The organism is Camelimonas fluminis (assembly GCF_014656355.1).
GTDB lineage: Bacteria > Pseudomonadota > Alphaproteobacteria > Rhizobiales > Beijerinckiaceae > Camelimonas > Camelimonas fluminis.
In genome coordinates, this window is the sequence record NZ_BNCG01000007.1 from 11826 (window position 1) to 29339 (window position 17514).

Here is a 17514-nt window from a genome sequence, read left to right on the forward strand (position 1 = left end):
ACGACGTCCGAACGGCGCAACGCATATCTGCAGGACATGCGTTGCGCCGATTTGAACTGTGGAGGTCGCGGGCGCCAGTACCGTCGCGACCTGGCGCCAGGCGGCTCCTACCGCCGGTGAAATCCACCCCCGTGGAAGCCGCCGCCATGGAAACCGCCCCCATGAAAGCCTCCGCCGCGAAACCCGCCGCCTCCAGGGAAGCCGCCACGGAAGCCTCCTCCAGCGAATCCGCCGGCGCGGAAATGCTCAACGCGCTCCCCACGGAACCGGGCGGCCTGCTCACGATTGAGCTGGCGAAAATTGTCGCCTGCGGCGTTGGCCCAATGGCCGCCCTGATGCTGTTGCCACCCCTGTGCGCCCCGCCGCATCACCTCGCCATTACGGCCGGCATAGAGATCATTGGCCCGGGGGTGGTTTTGACGAAATTGGGCTGCGGCGTTGCCTGCGCCCGCGGGGCCGGCAAGATGACCCCGGCCCCGGTTTTCCAGCCGGTTGCCTGCGACATTGGCGATGTGGTTTCCTCCTCCGCCGATGCGCGTGTGAACGATGTTTCTGTTCCAGCGGTTGTAGATGTTCGCCTGATTGAAACTGACGTGGTTGAAGTTGTTGACGACGACGTTGCGGCCCCAGCCCCAACCACCATGCCAACCCCAGCCACCACCAGCCCAAGCTGCGCCTGCGATCGCGCCAAAGGTGAAGCCGGTCGCGGCGCCCCAGGCGAAGCCCGCGCCATAGCCATAGGTCAGCGGCGCCGGATACCAATAGGCGCCAATCCACGATGGATAATAATACCCCGTGCCGTAAACCACGACCCCGGCCGGGGCCACCACGGCGCCGTAATAGCCGGGGGTATATCCGGTGTAGATCACGTCGTCTGTCGCGCCATAGACTTGGGCGTAAGTGACGTAGTGCAACGATGATTCAGGCGGGATGGCGTAGATCGCTGACGGCACCTCGGCAGCCGCCCGCCACGGCCCGTTCAGGCTCGCCGCGGTGAACCAGACGCCGTTTTCGATCGCATAAAAGACGTTGTTGACCTTGATGACGGGGACGGCTGCATTGACGACGTACTCCAGGCTGGTTCCGGGAACCGGCCTGAGTTCAGGCTTGCCGTCATAGCGGACAGTCAACGTGGCCTTGCGCCGGTCAACGGTGGCCGTCTGCGGAATCTGGCTGTCGATCAACGCCTCCTGGGCCTGTGGCGTGCCGCTCACCGAGGCCAGGACGTCGCCCTTGGGGTGACTCTCGGGGATTTTCGAAAAATCCGCCGGGAGCTGGTTGCTGGCGACGAAGCTCCACGGGCCATTGTCGAGGGATTTTGACCGGAACCAGCGCCCGGCGATCAGGACGTAATAGTCCTGCGAGCTCACATCGACGATGACCTGGCTGGAGGTGTTCTTCACGTAAAGCAATTGCGTATCCGCAATCGGCGCATATTCCGGGTCGCCCGTGCTCTGGACGAGCGCGGCGGGCGTCTCGCTGACATGAAGCGCAGGAAGCGCGCCGGCCGCGACCGCGTCCGCAATCTCCGGCGGAGCGTTGTCCAGCAGGTTCACGCGCGAAGCCTCCGCCTTGATGAGCCCGGCCAGTTGCGCCGGTGGCTGCGCCGCCAGAGACCAGGCTCCCTCGACCGATTGCGCGGACCACCAGTGCTTCAGAGCGCGAAGATAATACACGCCCTGGGCTTCATCGAAGACGATCAGGGCGGGCGTATTGATGACCCGGAGCAGTTTGCCAGTCAGTGGTCGCAGTTGCGGCTTGCCGTCGACCAGCACCAGCAGGGCGGGCGTCTTGCTGAAGATGATCTTCGGCGGCTCGTTCTTCACCGGAAGAGCTTGGGTTCCGCCCTCGGCTTCGGCCACGGCGAGGCCTGTCTGCAGACGCGCGAGGGAAATGGAGCGCAGGCCCTGCGCGTCACGGCTCAGGGCGGCGGCATAAGCGGCGGCGTTCGCCATGTCTGAAGGAAAATTCGTTTTCACCACTTCGACATCATCAAGCGCCACCTGGTCATTCGCCTTGTCGACCTGGGTGCGCGCCTTGAACCACACCACGCCGAGCGTCTTCGCTTCGGCGCCGGGCCTGTCGACCGAGACCGCTGCGCGCGCTTCAAGAACATTGTTCCGCCAACGTTCAACCTGCGGCTGGTAGACGGTAATCTCACGATCTCCATCGGCAATCACCCGTGGCCATGTCTGCGCGTCCCAGGCCTGGGACGCGGCGCGGCCGGCCGGCGCCGGCGCTGGCTGGGCGAACGCTGGAGCCGGTGGAACGAGGATGCCGATGACGGCGAGGGTAGCTACTGTGGCGTGAAAATGGGATCGAAGCGCATTTCGCATCATGTTGCCTCCGCAAGCAGATCCAACTTTGCCGAAACGTAATTCTCATATTTTACGTTGACGGGCGGTGGGCTGTCGCAACTTCATGTTGCCACCACCGCCGCCGGGCGGGAAAACAAAGGCGCGTTAGCTGCGGGTTCAGGATGTGAGGTCGCAACCATGGTGACGACAGTTTCCCTGATCGCCATAAAGATCAGCGTGGCGTTGCTGATCATGGCGATAGGCCTCGGCGCCCGGCTCACCGACGCCAGTTTCCTGCTGCGCCGGCCGGGGCTCCTGCTGCGGTCAGTCCTCGCCATGTATGTTCTTGTGCCCCTGACGAGTTTCGCGCTGGCGAAGCTGCTGCCGCTTACCGGCAGCATGCGGGCCGCATTGCTGGTTCTTGCGGTGTCAGCTGGCGCGCCCCTGCTGCCCAGAAAGTTGCAGGCATATGGCAATGGCGCCTTCAGCTTCAGCCTGGTGGTGATCTCGTCACTGCTGGCAATCGTGCTGGCCCCTGCGTGGCTTGCCCTGTTTGCCCGCCATTTCGGTGCGCCAACCCTGATTTCCGTGCGGGATGTGGCGTCGGCGATCGCGATCACCTTCCTGGCGCCCCTCCTTGCAGGCATGGTCGCGGGCAGGTTTTTTCCGGCGCTGGCGGATCGCTACGCCAGCCGGATCTCGGCGATTGCCGGGCTGGTTCTGGCGCTCGGGGCTGTCGTCCTGCTGGGCGCGCACTGGCGAATGCTGGCGGAGATCGACCTCATCGGGCTGGTGGCCCTGCTGCTGCTCGTGACGATCGCAACCCTCATTGGCCATGTCTGCGGCGGTCCGTCCGAAGGCAACCGGACGACCCTGGCGATCGCATGCGCGACGCGCCATCTGGGCGTCGCCGTGATCATTGCAACGGCGTTCCCAGGGCCACGCGTCGTGGTCATCCTTGCCTGCTACCTGCTGACATCGGCCATCATCTCACTGCCCTACCTGCGCTGGCGACGGCGCGTGGCTGAAGCCGCAGCGGCCAGTCACCGTCAATTGGCCTGAGCAAAGCAGGGCTTGGGACACAACCCGGCCGGGCAGCAACCAGCCTGACGTGGCGGCTGATGCCTGACGCCGCATGCATCGCACGCCCGATCTGGATGAGGCCAGCCCTGGCGCCGTTCGCTGAGGTCCTCCCCCGGGGACATCGAACAGGCGCCTCAGGCGATCCAAAAACGGCGTCCCGGTTTCCGGCGCTTATTTGTTCACGACGCCAAGCGTATTGATGTGATCGCGATAATTCTGCCGGGTATGCTCATCCACAACGGCGACCGGCGCCGAGATGACGAGGCCGGCGGCGGTGCCAACGGTGTGCGCCGCGCCCGCGGTCACGGAGACAATCGCATCGCCAAGCCCGTGCCGGCTGTCAGTCAGGGTTTGCCCGGAGGAAAGACGGCCGCCGATCAACTGGACGATCTGTGGTGATTCAGCAAATTTGCTGTGGTGCAAGCCATCGCCGGCGTTGATCTTGGTCAGATCAATCACCGTGATTTTGTTTGCCGCGAGTTCCTCCCGGTAGGGCGACTGTTCCGGGTCGATGGCTCCAAGCCGGGAAACGTCTCCCCAAACGCGGCGGGACAGCGCCAGGGCGCGATCGTCACGGGAGACAAACAGCGTGAAGCGTGGCCGCCTCTGTCCCATATCCTCGATTTGCGAGCGGAACACATCGACGTCCACATCCGGCGCCGCCAGCATGACATTCCTGAATTTGGCCGGCAGACCGCCATTGCGGATGGCCATCTGCCGCAATGCTTCCAGCGCCAGCCAGTTCCCCATGGAATGAGCCAGGATGGAAACCTCCCGGATCTCGGGGTTGCGGGCAAGATACTGAAACAGCCGCTCTACGGCGTTGCGCGTGTAGTTTGTGCTCTCCCGGTCATAGCCATAGGCAAGCAGGCTCCCGCGAGACGGCCACGTCGCCAGGATCGGCACGCTGCGCAGCTTCGAATCCTGAACGATCTGTGCAAACCGGAACACAGCGTCTTCAAAGTGATTGTTGAAGCCGTGGATGAACACGACCACGCTGCGATCCGACGTCTTGCGAACGTTTGCGTTGAGCCACTTCTCCGCATCGGCCTGGCTGACCTGCTCCGCCTTCAGCGCTGCGAAGTCAGTGGCCGGATCAGCCGGGAGCTTTTTGGGCCAGGCGACCTCTCCGGGCTTGCGGACGCCGTCCGGCGGGATCGAAACCGAAATCTCCGCGAACGCCGGCGTGCGGGCCCGTTCGCCGCCAAACAATTCGCCAGGCTTGCTGGAGGCTTCGCGGGTCGTGGCCACCAGCATGTCGACGCGCGCAGCTGACGGCGAGGCCGCCACGGGCTGGAGCACGCCCGATGGCCGGCTTGCACAGCCCGAAAGCCCGCTGGCGACCAGGGCCATGGCGCCCAGCATGGGCCAACGACGATTACCGGATATCATGACGCCCCCAACAGGCCCGCTCCGGGCCCAAGCTCCAACGAACACATCGCCAGCACCCATCCTCCCTCCACCACTGGGGCAACGGTCTGGCGTCAGACTGCGGGGAGAACTGCGGCAAAACCCAAGGATCGCAAAGCTCTTACGGCTTCAGCACCCGGCCGATGATCGCCGAGCAAACCAGGAAAATTCCCATAAGCGCAACGGTTTCCAGCACTGGCGGCAGCGACGCCACGATCAATTGTCCCGTCCCGATCTGAAACACATATTTTCCAACCGCCCAGGAGAACCATGCTGTACGGGAAACGCCATGACCTATTGCGGCGCGGACTGCATATACAGGTTGACCCTTTGCCGGTCAGTCAGCGGATACAGGCTCTGGCACTCCTGAAAGTAATCGCTCCCGGGCGCCCGGTTGGACGGATCGGCGCAAAGCGTCTGCAATTCCTGCTTGCGCTGCGCTGAGGACTGACACGCCGCCAACAACAGGCAACTTGCCGCCATGGCGACGACGCCAAACAAACGGAATGATGACATCTGATGACGCCCGGCGTCGTTCATTGGTTTTACCTTTCGCCAACTGATCGTTGTAGCCAACACGCGTTCAAACCTGCATCTAAAACGGAATTTATATTCCGGCGCCGGATCGCCAGGCTGCTGACGCCTCCGCGACCTGCAAAGTTCAAGCGCCGTCGGGGGCTTCTCCCGCACGCCATGGGCCTGACCCATGGCGTGTTGGCATGACGCGGTGACTGGGGAGCATTCGGATGAAAGGAAAAGCGGGTCAGACGCCCGCTTTTCCATCAGTCGACATCCTGTCGTCAGCGCAAGACATGCGGATCAAGGACGAACCGCATGCAGATGCGCTCAGACCTTCCTGACAGCCGGGATGCCCCACGTGCCATTGAGGATCGAAGGGTCCGTCTCGTTCGGCCAGTACATCCGGAGCATCAGAAGGAAATCGCCTGACGGCGCGGGAAGCCAGTTGGATTCCTTGTCCTTGCCGGGCGATTCATGCTGGATGTAGAGATCCGTCGACCCATCCGGATTGGACTTGAGATCCTGACGGGGGCTGATCGAATAACGGTTCAGCGGGTTTTCGACGAAGAAGTACTGGCTGTTGTACATGGTCAGCGACCAGAACCCTTCCACCGGCGGCAGATGCCCCTTGGGGAAGTGCATCACATATTTGTTGCCGCCGTTATACTTGCGACCCTCGGCGTCTGTCGTTGACGTCGGGTAGACCGCGTCCTGCGGGCGGTTGGCGCCGAGGCCAATGGCGGTGACAAGTCCGCGCATCAGGTAGTTCGTGCCATAGACGCCCGTCTTGGTGGTAAAGGCCCAGCCTTTCTCGTGCTTGACCGCGTCATTGATCTTGAACTGCAGCATGATCCGGTCGAAGCCGACCTGAGGTATCCGCTTGACAAAGTCCGCCTTCAGTTTGCTCGCGTCGAAGGGCTGTCCGGGGACGATGCCAATGCGGGCGAATTTCTCCAGTTCCGGGGCATCGGCCGCAGCCGGCGGATTGGATTTCATCAAATCACAGAGCAGCGTGAAGTAGCTGACGGCATCCATGCCGTTCACCTGATCCCGCACGGACTTTTTCATGTCCACCGACGGGTCGACCTTGCCCGGAGGCGGCGTATAGGGCTTGCCATAGGAGCTCAACGGAACCAGGCGGAACTCATCCTGCAGCTTGTGAACCGCCGCGTAGTCCTCCGGGGTGCCGGTGCAGTAGATGCGGCCGAGCAGCCAGACCATGTTGGTCGGGGACTTGTACTCACGCACGCCGGCGGGAAGGCTGCCCTTCCAGTTCGGCCCGGTGATCGCATACGTCTGCGCGGCCGTGCCGGTGGTGCGTTTTCCGGGGACCTGGAACACATTTGTCCAGCCGTCCAGCATGGGCATGAGGAAATAGCGATCCTTCATGTCCGGGATGCTGAGAACCCATGGCTCCTTGCCAACATCAAAGAAAGCCGTGGTGTAAAGCGTATCGGCGTTTGGCGCCGTCACATCCTTGAAAGACGCGTCGGGATAGTGCCGCATCTTGATAAGCTGTCCCATGGGCGCCTTCGTGCCCTCGGGCTGCGCCACATTGGTGAGCGCACGACGGGTCAGCTCCATGGTTACCAGAGGATAACCGTAGATATAGGCGTTGGTCGCGGTCCAGAAATCCTCCAGACCATCTTCAATGCCAAGGAACGAGCCCTGCTGGGCCAGGGCCGAGCGGCTCATTGCGGCTGCGGCCAGCAGGCCCAGTCCGCCAAACGCTGCGGCTCTACGTGTAATATCCATGACAGTCTCCCCAAAACTCTCGCAAGTGTTCGCTCAAAAATGACGGAATGGGGCCGGCTTCAACCTGGCCAAATTCCATAACACGCACTCATGACAGCTTCTGCCTGGGTAGCGGCCGCTCGCGCCGACAACCAACCCAGGCCAGCGTCCAGTTAAAATCGCGCGGTCACTCCCAGAATTGGGCCATGCGTCAGCATATCGTATTGATAGAGCTTGTGGCCGGAGCCCTGTTCGTAGTCCACGTAAAGCGCGCGATAGCCAATCATGGCGCTCCAGACGGCGCGCTCCGTGCGCGCGAACTCCCAATTGACATAGCCCATTGCCTGCCAGGAGAACTTGCTGCCCACGCCAAAGCCGCCCACATCGCCGCGCAACACCATGTCGACTTTCGGCGAGAAGCGGTGACGCAAGCGCAGGCCAACCATCGGATCGACCCAGGTCACGTCGCCGGATTTTGCCAGGGCGCGCCCACGCCCGATAACAAGCCCGTCAACGTTCAGGCCCGCCGCCAGACCCAGGCCGGCTTCCATGTTTTGCCACCAGAAGCGGCCGCCGCCGTAGATATCGAGCGCGGTTTCGGAATCACCTGACGTCGCACGCAGCAATTCGTAACTCACCGCCGCTTCGGCAACGACCATCTGGACCTGCACCGACGCGCGCGCGCCGATAACGCCGCCAACCTGTGGCTGGACACTACGGACGCCGCCGCCATCCGCGCCCAGCTTCATGTAGGTCAGGTCACCCATGAACGAAAAGCGCCCGTTTCTGGCTTCGAAAGCGCCCATCATGCCGAACAGTTGCGCCGGAATTTTCCGGTCCAGCACCTGATCAATGCTGGCGTTGATATCGACGGTCCGGCCGCGAACCGTCGTCGAGCCATTGAGGGCCGGCAACCAGCCATAGGGCATGACGCTGAACGTCCATGCCGGCGCAGGCGGCGCGGGCTCCGGCGGCGGCGGAAGATCGGCGGCGAATGACCATCCACTGCACAACACGATGCTGGCCAACGCTGACAGGCTGATCCTTGCCGCTCCCATCACTCCCCCAAAGTAATTTTTCACCGCGTTCCGTCCGGTCAATCCCGTCATCCATTTACCTGCAGGCGCAGCCTGATGAGATGACCGTCGGGTCAGACAATCCTCGTGCATTTCATACCTGTCGCCGCCGAAATCTTGCCATTTCGCGCCAGCTATCGCCGCTCCCGGCGCTTGCCCCAGAAATTTTGGGGCGGCGCGGACAAGTCTGGCTGGGTGTTCTGTTGCCGCGATCCGGCGTGAATTTTGACGCCGCGCCCGGACGCAGTCGCCGACAGCATCCCCCGATATGGACGTGACCTGGATACGGGCAAGACTGGCGACGCCGCGGGGCTGACAAAGCCGTGAGATCCTCCCGCCTGGCATGCCCGGACCGGCTCTCAAAGGTAGGCGGCCCATGCCTGGATGAACAGGAGAACACGCGCGATCAGCCCAATGGCGCCTGCATTTGGGGCAAAGACGGTGGCGGTTCCCGATGTCCCGGGACGCAGGGCGTTGCGAGGCGCATCCAGCGGCAGCGCAATGACGGCGGGATAGGCGCTGGTTCCACCAATCGATCCAACCCGCGCCAGCGTTCCGGACACCGCAATCTCGCCCTGGCCAACGCCACGCGGGATATCGACGATCGTCGCCTCATGAACCCGACCCGGGTTCACGTCGAAGAACAGCCGCACCCTGGCTCCCGGCTGGATGGTATTGAACCCGTTCTGGGAAAACGTGCCGATGATGGTGAGCTCTGAGGCGACGATGAACGACATGGCCGAATGCATTTTGAGCGCGCGCGAGCCCACCGTCAGCGCCACCGTGCTGGCGTAGCCGTCAGACGGCGCCCTGACGGTGGTTTGCTCCAGCTCCCATTTCGCATCGTCAAGTTGCGCGCGGCTCTGCAGCACGCTGGTGTTAACGCCGTTAATTGAAGAGTCGAGGGCGGCGCGCGCGCCGCGCTGTTGCGCTTTGGCGGCCTGCAATTGCGCGAAGGCGATGTCGAACTGGTCCTGGGAGCCAGCCTCGCGAAATTGCGTCGACGCCCCGCCCTGCGTCAGCCGGGCAATGTCGGCGAGGCGTTGCTGGTGAAAGGCCACCTGCTTTTCGAGGCCCGCGACATTGGCGTTCGCCTGATCAAGATTGGTCTGCAGGATATCGGCCTGCTGTCTGGCCCCGACCAGCGCCGCTTCAAGCTGGCGAACCCTGTATTGAAAAGGCGCCGGATCAATCTGGAACAGCACGTCGCCCGCTCTGACGGGAGCATTGGGCCTGACCGGAATGGCGATGATCTCGCCGCTCACATTCGGCGTGACCTCGACCACGCGCGCGCCCACCACGATACGGCCCGTCGGCGTCAGCGAATTCAGCAGCCCCGCGAAAACGGCGAGGATCAGCACGCCCGCCAATGTGGCGAGCGCACCACTCAACCAGGTCAGGCGTATGAACTTGAGGCGCGCAAAAAGCAGCCACGCCAGAACAAGGTAGCAGATAAGGATGATAACCATTGTCCAGCTCTTTCAACGCGTATAGCCCACGCCCGTTCTCCACGGCGCCATGCGGCCCGGGCGCAAGACGTTGGATCCGGGCGCGTGATCCCTGGCCGGGCATGATCCTGGGCGGGCAGTCTGGAAAGCATCCAATAGCGGATACATGGACTGAAACTTGCCACTTTGCGCCAAAGGGGAGCGATCTCCGGCGTCATCCCAACGCATCGCCATCTTCCGTGCCCCCTTGCCAGTCCGTGCTCAAAAAGAAGGCGATTATCCTGGTGTTCGCAGGGAACGGAGGCCGCCCCTTCACAAGCATTTGATGGTCGAAGTTGCTGACAGGCGTCTTCATCAAAATCTCTTGCCAAATCGCGCCAGATGGAGAAACTCCAAGCAACGAGCTAACGGAATGGCGGCCTGTCGTTGCCCAATACAGATTTATGGGCGGATCAGGCGATCAATGTGCGTCCGGCCCCGGACGTCGTGGACATTGGCCAAACCCGAAGCAGTTACTGGCAGTAAAAATGTATTATCTATAGCGTTGGAGCTTCAAATGGGCGGGATTCCATTGACGCGTTGTCAATTCCTGATCCCTTTCATTGAAGTTCTCAACGAAACTGGCGCGCCTACCGAAGGTTTGCTGGACAAGTTTTGTCTGCCCACCTCTGTGGTGGAGAAGGCCCATCTCTTTATCCCAATTCTGCCGACAATCCAGTTTGTCGAGGTCGCCCAACGGGCCCAGGGGATTCCGGATATTGGCTTCCTGGCTGCCCGCCAGATGGAGCTTTGCCACCTGAGCCCCAGGATGCTCTCCGCGCTTGCCCATGCGCCAACCCTGTTCGCCGCCCTGCAGCAGGTTTGCAAACTGGCGTCATATGAAGACACCAATCTTCGCGTCTGGCTGGAGCCCCACGGCGACCATATCAGGATCTGCAATCGGCTCACCGGGACCACAGGCCTGCCGAATCTTGAGCATTCGCAATGGCTTCAGCTTATCTTCCCGATACATATCGTCAGACATTACGTCGGCGCGCGCTGGCATCCGACGACGATCGCCTTTGAATCCGGTTACACGCCGGGCCGCGAAACCCGGGCGCTCTGGCCCAATTCCCGCTTCCTGTCCGGTCAACCCGCATCCTGGATTGATGTGCCGATGTCGTATCTCAGCCTGCCCAGCCCGGGCGAAGTTCCGCCGCCGGCCGAAAACACGCATGAAGACGATCCTGCCAGCCATGAAATGATCATGTCGCTGAAGCGGATGTTGCCCGCCTATCTGGATCAGGGTCCGCCCAGCCTGGGCGAAGCCGCCGAGATCGCCGGTCTCAGCAGCCGCAGCTTCCAGCGCAAGCTCGCCACGGCCGGCATCAGCTACTCTGATCTGGTCGATGCTGCGCGCTATGAGAACGCAAGCCGGTTACTGCGCGACACCCAGGTCAAGGTTATCGATATCGCGCTGTCTTCCGGTTACTCCGATCATGCGCACTTCACCCGTGCATTCCGCCGGATGACGGGCGTCACGCCGCGACAGTTCCGGAGGCAGACACGGCTGACAGAGGTCTGAACATTCACGCCTGAATAAAGGCGATCGAATTTGGCGCGAAAAGGCAATTTTTGAGGAAACGATCCTGCTATGCGTGCTTGAAATCAGGCTCGGGCGCCAATGATGGCTGGCGTCGCGGCAAGGAAACGCCGGTGCATTGACCGGGACAGGGCGACAAGATGATTTCTCTGGAAGAGACGCCGTGGAGCGTCGACTGGGCCTGGAGTTTGCCGCTCATCCTGCTGAACGTGATCATTCATGTGTTTGGCCTTGCATGTATTTATGATGGCTTTACATCCATGCTGCAGGCCATGGACCGCAGCCGCAGGTACATGATGCGGTTCGCCATGATCATGAACGCCACGGTGATCCTGATCGTTGCGTTACATGGCGTTGAGGCGGTCACCTGGGCGCTGGCCTATCTGTCCCTGGGCGCCCTTCCCGACGCCAAAACCGCCATGCTTTATTCGCTCGGCGCCATGACCGGCTTCGAGCCCGGCAACCTGTCGCTGCCTGAACGCTGGCAAATGATGGCCGTGCTGCAGTCGCTGGCCGGCTTGATGCTGTTTGGACTTACAACCGCGTTCATGTTCGCCATGTTCCAGGCCGTATGGCCGTCACAGGGCCGGCGGGACGTCAACATGCAGACCGGAAAGGTTTGACGGTCCAACAGTCACGCGACGGTCATTGTCGCCCTTCAATGAATTTTGACGTCACAAGCGCCCGTTTTTACACCGGTCCTGTTTTCCTGATCCCGCCATTCCCTGCTCACCGTTAACGCCCGTTGGCCGTCGGCAAGTTCCAAGGACATGTGATGACACCAAGATACAAGACCATGATGCTTGCGCTTGCCGCGGGACTGTTCATGGGAGCTCCGGCATCCGCCCAGATGTCGTCGCTGGGACCGGCCAATGCGTCGATCAGCATAGAAGAGATCCAGGTCGCCTTCATTTCTCGGGGCAGTTGGGCGGCGGCTACGTCACGTATCGCGGCCTCGCCTACCCTATCACCGTGGGAGGTCTCGGCGTCGGCGGCTTCGGCGCGTCGAAGCTCTCGGCGACCGGATCCGTGTACGGCCTGCGCAGGATCGAGGATCTGGCTGGCCCTTACGTCCAGCTTCGCGAAGGCTGGGCTATTGGCGACGCCGGACGCGGCCGCCTGTGGCTGCGCAATAACAAGGGCGTCACCCTGCGCCTTGCCACCCGCCGCCAGGGCATCCAGCTGGCGCTCGGCGCCGATGGCGTCGTGATCCGGTTCAAGCGCTGAACCGGCAATTCGCCCGGTTCTCCTGATTGCCCAGGCCCTCCCACCGGGTCTGGCATTTGAAGTTGTGGGGCTTTGGCCCGGCTCAGGGGCGTCCAGGGCAGGCGCCTCCCGGTCCGGAACTGTCTCGCGACCTGTATCGCAAAATCTGTTTCAACGTAGGGAGAGAGTAGACATGAAGAAGACCCTTCTGCTGGCGCTGCTTGGCATTGCAGCCTTGGGCGCGCCGGCCCAGGCCCAGGTTACCTATGACATGTCCAAGGTGACCTGCACCGACTACAACGCAATGGATCCGGCCGCCGCGCAGAGCGCAGCTGCGTGGATGAGCGGCTGGTTCAACCAGCGCAGCGGCAACACCGTCATCAATCTGGAAGCGCACCGCAAGAATGTCGCCACCATCAAGGACTGGTGCAGCTGGAACAAGTCGGGCAACGTGATGGGCCGAATCCAGGGCGCCATTCAGGAAGGAACCACGGCGAAGGGTGGCCCGGCGGACATCAACGCCGCCCAGATCACCTGCGGCGAATACCTTGGCGCCAGCCCGGACGATCAGTTGCTGATCTCCTCCTGGATGGGCGGCTGGTTCATGTCCACCAAGAACCTGACCAATGTGGATGAGCGCTATGCCAAGCGCAATCTGGAGAAGGTTGTCGAGCACTGCAAGGCGCACAAGAGCAAGAGCCTGATGGATACCGTCAAGCAAAACTGGCGCTGACCCCCGCGCAGCTGATCGCCAAAATGGCGCGCGCCTCATCCGCGCGCGCCCTCAACTTTTGCATCCGGCCGGTCAACCCGGGCGAAGCCTTGGTCAGTCCTCGCTCCATTGACAGAAGACCCCGTTTCTTCAAAGCGTGGGACCGTGTTCCGGCGCACAATGCAGCAACCGGAACATCGCCGCGGCCATTGCCTTCCGACAAAAACCTGAACCGCCTGTCGCCGGACCAGCACGCCAGCCGTCCAGCCCAGCTTTTTGTCTGGTCCCGCGACAATCTCCATGCCGCCGGTCTGCCTGGGGCGCGCCCGGTCAGAAGACCGTCGCGCATCGGGTAGACCCATGGGGCATGTCAGGCCGGGCCTGAAGATTTGACATTTGTGCCCGGCGTGACGTGAAATCACCTCCCGACGTCAAATTCGGTCCGCTGCACGTTTGTCGGCTTGACGCCAGAAGCATGGATTGACGCCATGGTCGCCTGCTCCAATCGCCCGGTCATGATTGTTGGGGGCGGCCCGGCCGGCATGATGGCCGGGCTGTTGTTCGCGCGCATGGGCGTTCGCACTGTCGTGCTGGAAAAGCACCGGGACTTTCTCAGGGATTTCCGGGGCGACACCGTGCACCCTTCCACGCTGGACATCTTCAGCGAACTGGGCCTCCTGGATGCGCTGCTCGCGCGCAAACACGACAAGGTCGAGTCCATTGGCGCCATTATTGGCGGCCGGGAATACCGGATCGCCGATTTCCGCCGGCTGCCTGGTCCCGCGCGCTTCATCGCCATGATGCCGCAATGGGACTTCCTCGATTTCGTCGCCGGAGAGGCGCAACAACTGCCCAACTTTACCCTGCGCATGGAAGCGGAGGCGGTCGGGCTGGTCGCAGGCGCGACGCGGATCGAGGGCGTCCGGCTGGCCGATGGAGAGATCCTGGAGGCGGCGCTGGTGATCGCCGCCGACGGACGCAGCTCCATGCTGCGCGAGGCTGGCGAACTGCCGCGACAGGATCTGGGCGCGCCGATCGACGTGCTCTGGTTCCGCGCGCCCAAACCCCGCACTCCCGACAATCGCACCCAGGGCTACATTGACCGAGGCGAGATGGTCGTCACCATCGATCGGGGCGACTATTTCCAGTGCGCGCGCGTCATTGAAAAGGGAGCGGCGGACCGGGTGCGGGCCGCTGGCCTGGAGCGCTTCAGGGCGGAGGTAGCGGCGACCGCCCCGCCTCTTGCCGGACATGTCGACGCCATTTCCAGCTGGGACGATGTGAAGCTCCTGACCGTTTCGCTGGACCGCCTTACCCGCTGGGACCGCCCCGGTCTGCTGGCCATCGGCGATGCGGCGCACGCGATGTCCCCTGTCGGCGGCGTCGGCATCAATCTCGCCATTCAGGACGCTGTCGCCGCGGCGAATATCCTCGCGGCGCCGCTGGCGCGCGGCGACGATCCGGATCCATTGCTGCACAAGGTGCAGAAGCGCCGGATGCTGCCCGTCAGGGTGATCCAGACCATACAGCGCCTGATCCACCACAACGTGATCGGCGCCGCCATGCGGGAGAAAGCGCCCCGCGCCCCCGTTTTCGTCCGTCTGCTCCAGGCTGTGCCGGCGTTGCAGGCGCTGCCGGCGTGGCTCATGGGTCTTGGCGTCCGCCGCGAACATGTCCTGACGGGCAGCGCGCCGCCGGCGGACCGATAACCACCTGCCGCCGCCCTGAAACACAAGGCCCGATGCGGCGGTCGCCGTGAAACGGCGCGGCCCCCAGGACACGAACGCTACGTCAGCCCCAGGCAAAGAGCAGAATGCCGGACATGCGTCGCAACGGCCGTCGTTCGTTTGCTTGCCCGTGTCGCTGCGATGCATGGCCTCGACAGCACTTCCACCTAAAGTGGTAGATTCTGGATCAAAGCCGGCCAAACGGATAACTTCCAATAGCCGCCCAATGGCGTGACGATCCGATACTTCCAAACAGGACCCATCCTGCACTCTGGTTATTCGAGGGAGCTTGAGATGCGGGTGGCCATTGTTCATGAATGGCTCGTAACCTATGCCGGTTCCGAGAAAGTTCTGTCGGAAATGCTGAAGGAGTTTCCGGAGGCCGACCTGTTTTGCCTGGTCGACTTCAGCAAGGACGGGTTCAAGTCCCACTATATGGGCAAATCTTTTCGCACCAGTTTTCTTCAGAGATTTAAATATTTATCCAGTATTTACAGATATTTTTTCCCATTGATGTGGGTAGCCGTCGAGCAATTCGACATGTCGGGCTATGATGTCATTATCTCCAACAGCCATTCGGTCGCCAAGGGGGTGATCACCGGCCCGGACCAGCTGCACATATGTTACTGCTATACGCCGATGCGGTATGCGTGGGATCTGCAGCACCAATACCTGCGTGAACAGCACTTTGAGGGGCGGCCGAGCGCGCTTGTCGCCAGAGCCGTGCTGCACAGGGCCCGCATCTGGGACACCCGCACGGCAAACGGCGTTGATCACTTTATTGCCTGTTCCGAATATATTGGACGGCGCATCCGCAAAGCTTACCGCCGCACGTCCGACGTCATCTATCCGGGGGTTGATACGGACTATTTCCAGATTGGGGGAACGAAGGCGGATTACTATTTCACCTCTTCACGGATGGTGCCTTACAAGAAAATTCCGCTGATCGTTGAAGCCTTCAGGCGCATGCCTGACAAAAAGCTGGTTGTGATCGGCGACGGCCCGCAATACAGGGACGCCCTGAAGGCGGCCGGCCCCAATGTGTCAGTTCTTGGCTACCAGCCGGACGATGTGCTTCTGAAGCACATGCAGGAAGCCCGGGCCTTTATCTTCATGGCGGAAGAAGACTTTGGCATCACGCCGCTGGAGGCCCAGGCATGCGGCACCCCCGTTCTGGCCTTCGGCCGGGGCGGCGCTTCCGAGACTGTCATTGATGGCGTCACCGGCTTTCATTTCTGGGAGCAGAGCGCGCAGGCCGTATGCGATGTCATCGCCAGGTTTGAAGCTTCCACAATCACGTTCGATCCGCAAACGCTCCGTCAGCATGCGGAAAAATTTTCCATTGATCGCTTCCGGCGTCAGTTCAGGGATCTGGTTCTGGCCAGGTGGCGGGCGCATGGCGGCGCGGATACAGCCGGACAGGAAGGGGTGGACGATGAAGCGCGCCTTCGTGACAGGAGTAACGGGGCAGGATGGGGCCTATCTGACCAGGCATCTGCTTGACAAGGGATATCGGGTCTTCGGCGGACACAGAAGAACAAGCACGCAAAATTTTTGGCGACTTGCTCAGCTGGGTGTCGAGGGACACGACAATTTCTCGTTCATCGAGCATGACCTGACGGATCTTGGCTCCAACATTCGCGCGCTCACGCTCGCCGAGCCGGACGAGGTCTACAATCTGGCCGGACAAAGTTTCGTGGCCGTTTCATTCAAGGAACCCACGCTGACGGCGCAGATATCAGCCGTCGGCGCGCTGCAACTGCTTGAAGCAGTCCGCATTGTGAACCCGGCAATCCGGGTTTACCAGGCGTCATCAGCTGAAATGTTTGGGAAGGTGCAAGGCATGCCCCAGACGGAGGCAACGCCGTTCTATCCCAGAAGCCCCTACGGGGTCGCCAAGCTGTTCGGTCACTGGTCTGCGGTGAACTACCGTGAATCCTACGGCATATTTGCCAGCTCAGGCATTCTGTTCAACCATGAATCGCCCCTGCGCGGCGCTGAGTTTGTGACCCGAAAGATCAGCCTTGGCGCGGCCCGGATCCGCCTTGGGCTGCAGGACTGCCTGATGCTCGGAAACCTGGACGCAAAACGGGACTGGGGCTTTGCCGGGGAGTTCGTCGACGGCATGTGGCGGATGTTGCAGGCCGATGAGCCGGATACCTTCATTCTTGCCACGGGCGTGGCCACAACCGTGCGTGAGTTCGCCACGCAATGCTTTGCTGCGGCGGACATTACCCTGAACTGGAGCGGGAGCGGCGACGACGAAGTGGGCCGGTGCTCCGAAACGGGACGTCCCCTCGTCCAGGTTGATCCCGCGTTCCGCCGCCCCTCCGAGGTCGACCTGCTGCTGGGCAGCCCTGCCAGGGCGACGCAACGGTTGGGCTGGCGGCCGACAACCACGGTGGCCCAGCTCTCCCGAATGATGGTGGAAGCCGATCTTGTCCGCGAGGACCAGGGACGGCGGCGCGCCAGCTAACGCGCTGTCGAGGAAAGTGGAGCCCACGTGTCGTGAAGAAAATGCTTCATCCTGAAGAGATGGGCATTCCAGATGAACGGGTTTTCCCCGAAATGCCCTGACTGATCCAGGCTCCGGTTGGCCACGATCATCCGCCAGATTGAAGCTGCCGGCGCCGATCGCCGGCGCCTGGACGGCGGCATGGACAAGCGACCCGGACAGGCGCCAGCTTCCATTCCGGCAAACATCGATGCTATTCTCCGGC

The 17514-nt window shown here is 62.0% G+C and carries 15 protein-coding genes; 8 read left to right on the forward strand and 7 right to left on the reverse strand.

The genetic code is table 11. The features are described 5' to 3' along the window. Positions 1-107: 107 nt before the first annotated feature. Positions 108-2339, reverse strand: a complete 2232-nt coding sequence (locus IE243_RS10010) for a hypothetical protein (protein ID WP_191319227.1) — start codon at positions 2337-2339, stop codon at positions 108-110. A 156-nt stretch (positions 2340-2495) separates the two neighbouring features. On the opposite strand from IE243_RS10010, the gene IE243_RS10015 reads away from it, so the two are divergent. After that, positions 2496-3359 (forward strand): bile acid:sodium symporter family protein, encoded by an 864-nt coding sequence (locus IE243_RS10015; protein WP_191319228.1) that lies wholly within the window; start codon positions 2496-2498, stop codon positions 3357-3359. A gap of 192 nt (positions 3360-3551) precedes the next feature. Here the strand turns inward: IE243_RS10015 and IE243_RS10020 are convergent, their stop codons facing one another. The 6 genes from IE243_RS10020 to IE243_RS10040 all read right to left on the reverse strand — a co-directional run bounded on the left by IE243_RS10020 (position 3552) and on the right by IE243_RS10040 (position 9588). Further along, positions 3552-4772 (reverse strand): alpha/beta hydrolase, encoded by a 1221-nt coding sequence (locus IE243_RS10020; RefSeq protein ID WP_191319229.1) that lies wholly within the window; start codon positions 4770-4772, stop codon positions 3552-3554. A gap of 139 nt (positions 4773-4911) precedes the next feature. Further along, complete coding sequence (locus IE243_RS23770; protein WP_280514588.1) at positions 4912-5034, reverse strand: hypothetical protein; 123 nt, start codon at positions 5032-5034, stop codon at positions 4912-4914. A gap of 50 nt (positions 5035-5084) precedes the next feature. Continuing rightward, on the reverse strand, positions 5085-5330 hold the full coding sequence (locus IE243_RS10025; protein ID WP_191319230.1) for a hypothetical protein: 246 nt from the start codon (positions 5328-5330) through the stop codon (positions 5085-5087). A 306-nt stretch (positions 5331-5636) separates the two neighbouring features. After that, the gene (locus IE243_RS10030) at positions 5637-7064 is read right to left on the reverse strand and encodes a DUF1254 domain-containing protein (RefSeq protein ID WP_191319231.1); all 1428 of its coding nucleotides are present in this window, start codon (positions 7062-7064) and stop codon (positions 5637-5639) included. 152 nt (positions 7065-7216) lie between these two features. Further along, the gene (locus tag IE243_RS10035; protein WP_191319232.1) at positions 7217-8143 is read right to left on the reverse strand and encodes a hypothetical protein; all 927 of its coding nucleotides are present in this window, start codon (positions 8141-8143) and stop codon (positions 7217-7219) included. Positions 8144-8478: 335 nt separating this feature from the next. Beyond that, on the reverse strand, positions 8479-9588 hold the full coding sequence (locus IE243_RS10040) for an HlyD family secretion protein (RefSeq protein WP_191319233.1): 1110 nt from the start codon (positions 9586-9588) through the stop codon (positions 8479-8481). Positions 9589-10060: 472 nt separating this feature from the next. Between IE243_RS10040 and IE243_RS10045 the strand changes: the two genes are divergently transcribed. The 7 genes from IE243_RS10045 to gmd all read left to right on the forward strand — a co-directional run bounded on the left by IE243_RS10045 (position 10061) and on the right by gmd (position 17270). Further along, complete coding sequence (locus tag IE243_RS10045) at positions 10061-11131, forward strand: helix-turn-helix transcriptional regulator (RefSeq protein ID WP_244643044.1); 1071 nt, start codon at positions 10061-10063, stop codon at positions 11129-11131. A 158-nt stretch (positions 11132-11289) separates the two neighbouring features. Beyond that, a complete protein-coding gene (locus IE243_RS10050) occupies positions 11290-11772 on the forward strand; it encodes a hypothetical protein (protein WP_191319234.1) in 483 nt (160 codons plus the stop codon). Positions 11773-12073: 301 nt separating this feature from the next. Then, the gene (locus tag IE243_RS10055) at positions 12074-12376 is read left to right on the forward strand and encodes a hypothetical protein (protein ID WP_191319235.1); all 303 of its coding nucleotides are present in this window, start codon (positions 12074-12076) and stop codon (positions 12374-12376) included. 172 nt (positions 12377-12548) lie between these two features. Then, on the forward strand, positions 12549-13088 hold the full coding sequence (locus tag IE243_RS10060) for an HdeA/HdeB family chaperone (RefSeq protein WP_191319236.1): 540 nt from the start codon (positions 12549-12551) through the stop codon (positions 13086-13088). Between the two features lie 467 nt (positions 13089-13555). After that, positions 13556-14776 (forward strand): FAD-dependent oxidoreductase, encoded by a 1221-nt coding sequence (locus IE243_RS10065; RefSeq protein WP_191319237.1) that lies wholly within the window; start codon positions 13556-13558, stop codon positions 14774-14776. 312 nt (positions 14777-15088) lie between these two features. Next, entirely contained in the window at positions 15089-16297 is a 1209-nt protein-coding gene (locus IE243_RS10070) for a glycosyltransferase (protein ID WP_191319238.1), read from the forward strand. Then, the gene (gmd, locus tag IE243_RS10075) at positions 16230-17270 is read left to right on the forward strand and encodes a GDP-mannose 4,6-dehydratase (protein WP_191319239.1); all 1041 of its coding nucleotides are present in this window, start codon (positions 16230-16232) and stop codon (positions 17268-17270) included. The genes IE243_RS10070 and gmd overlap by 68 nt, the downstream gene beginning before the upstream one ends. Positions 17271-17514 lie beyond the last annotated feature (244 nt).

Bases quoted from the DNA above. Each gene is read 5' to 3' on its own strand.
- IE243_RS10050 (WP_191319234.1), top strand. From the start codon at position 11,290: ATGATTTCTCTGGAAGAGACGCCGTGGAGCGTCGACTGGGCCTGGAGT.
- gmd (WP_191319239.1), top strand. From the start codon at position 16,230: ATGAAGCGCGCCTTCGTGACAGGAGTAACGGGGCAGGATGGGGCCTAT.
- IE243_RS10065 (WP_191319237.1), top strand. From the start codon at position 13,556: ATGGTCGCCTGCTCCAATCGCCCGGTCATGATTGTTGGGGGCGGCCCG.
- IE243_RS10010 (WP_191319227.1), bottom strand. From the start codon at position 2,339: ATGATGCGAAATGCGCTTCGATCCCATTTTCACGCCACAGTAGCTACC.
- IE243_RS10025 (WP_191319230.1), bottom strand. From the start codon at position 5,330: ATGAACGACGCCGGGCGTCATCAGATGTCATCATTCCGTTTGTTTGGC.
- IE243_RS10015 (WP_191319228.1), top strand. From the start codon at position 2,496: ATGGTGACGACAGTTTCCCTGATCGCCATAAAGATCAGCGTGGCGTTG.
- IE243_RS10060 (WP_191319236.1), top strand. From the start codon at position 12,549: ATGAAGAAGACCCTTCTGCTGGCGCTGCTTGGCATTGCAGCCTTGGGC.
- IE243_RS10020 (WP_191319229.1), bottom strand. From the start codon at position 4,772: ATGATATCCGGTAATCGTCGTTGGCCCATGCTGGGCGCCATGGCCCTG.
- IE243_RS10070 (WP_191319238.1), top strand. From the start codon at position 15,089: ATGCGGGTGGCCATTGTTCATGAATGGCTCGTAACCTATGCCGGTTCC.
- IE243_RS10040 (WP_191319233.1), bottom strand. From the start codon at position 9,588: ATGGTTATCATCCTTATCTGCTACCTTGTTCTGGCGTGGCTGCTTTTT.
- IE243_RS10030 (WP_191319231.1), bottom strand. From the start codon at position 7,064: ATGGATATTACACGTAGAGCCGCAGCGTTTGGCGGACTGGGCCTGCTG.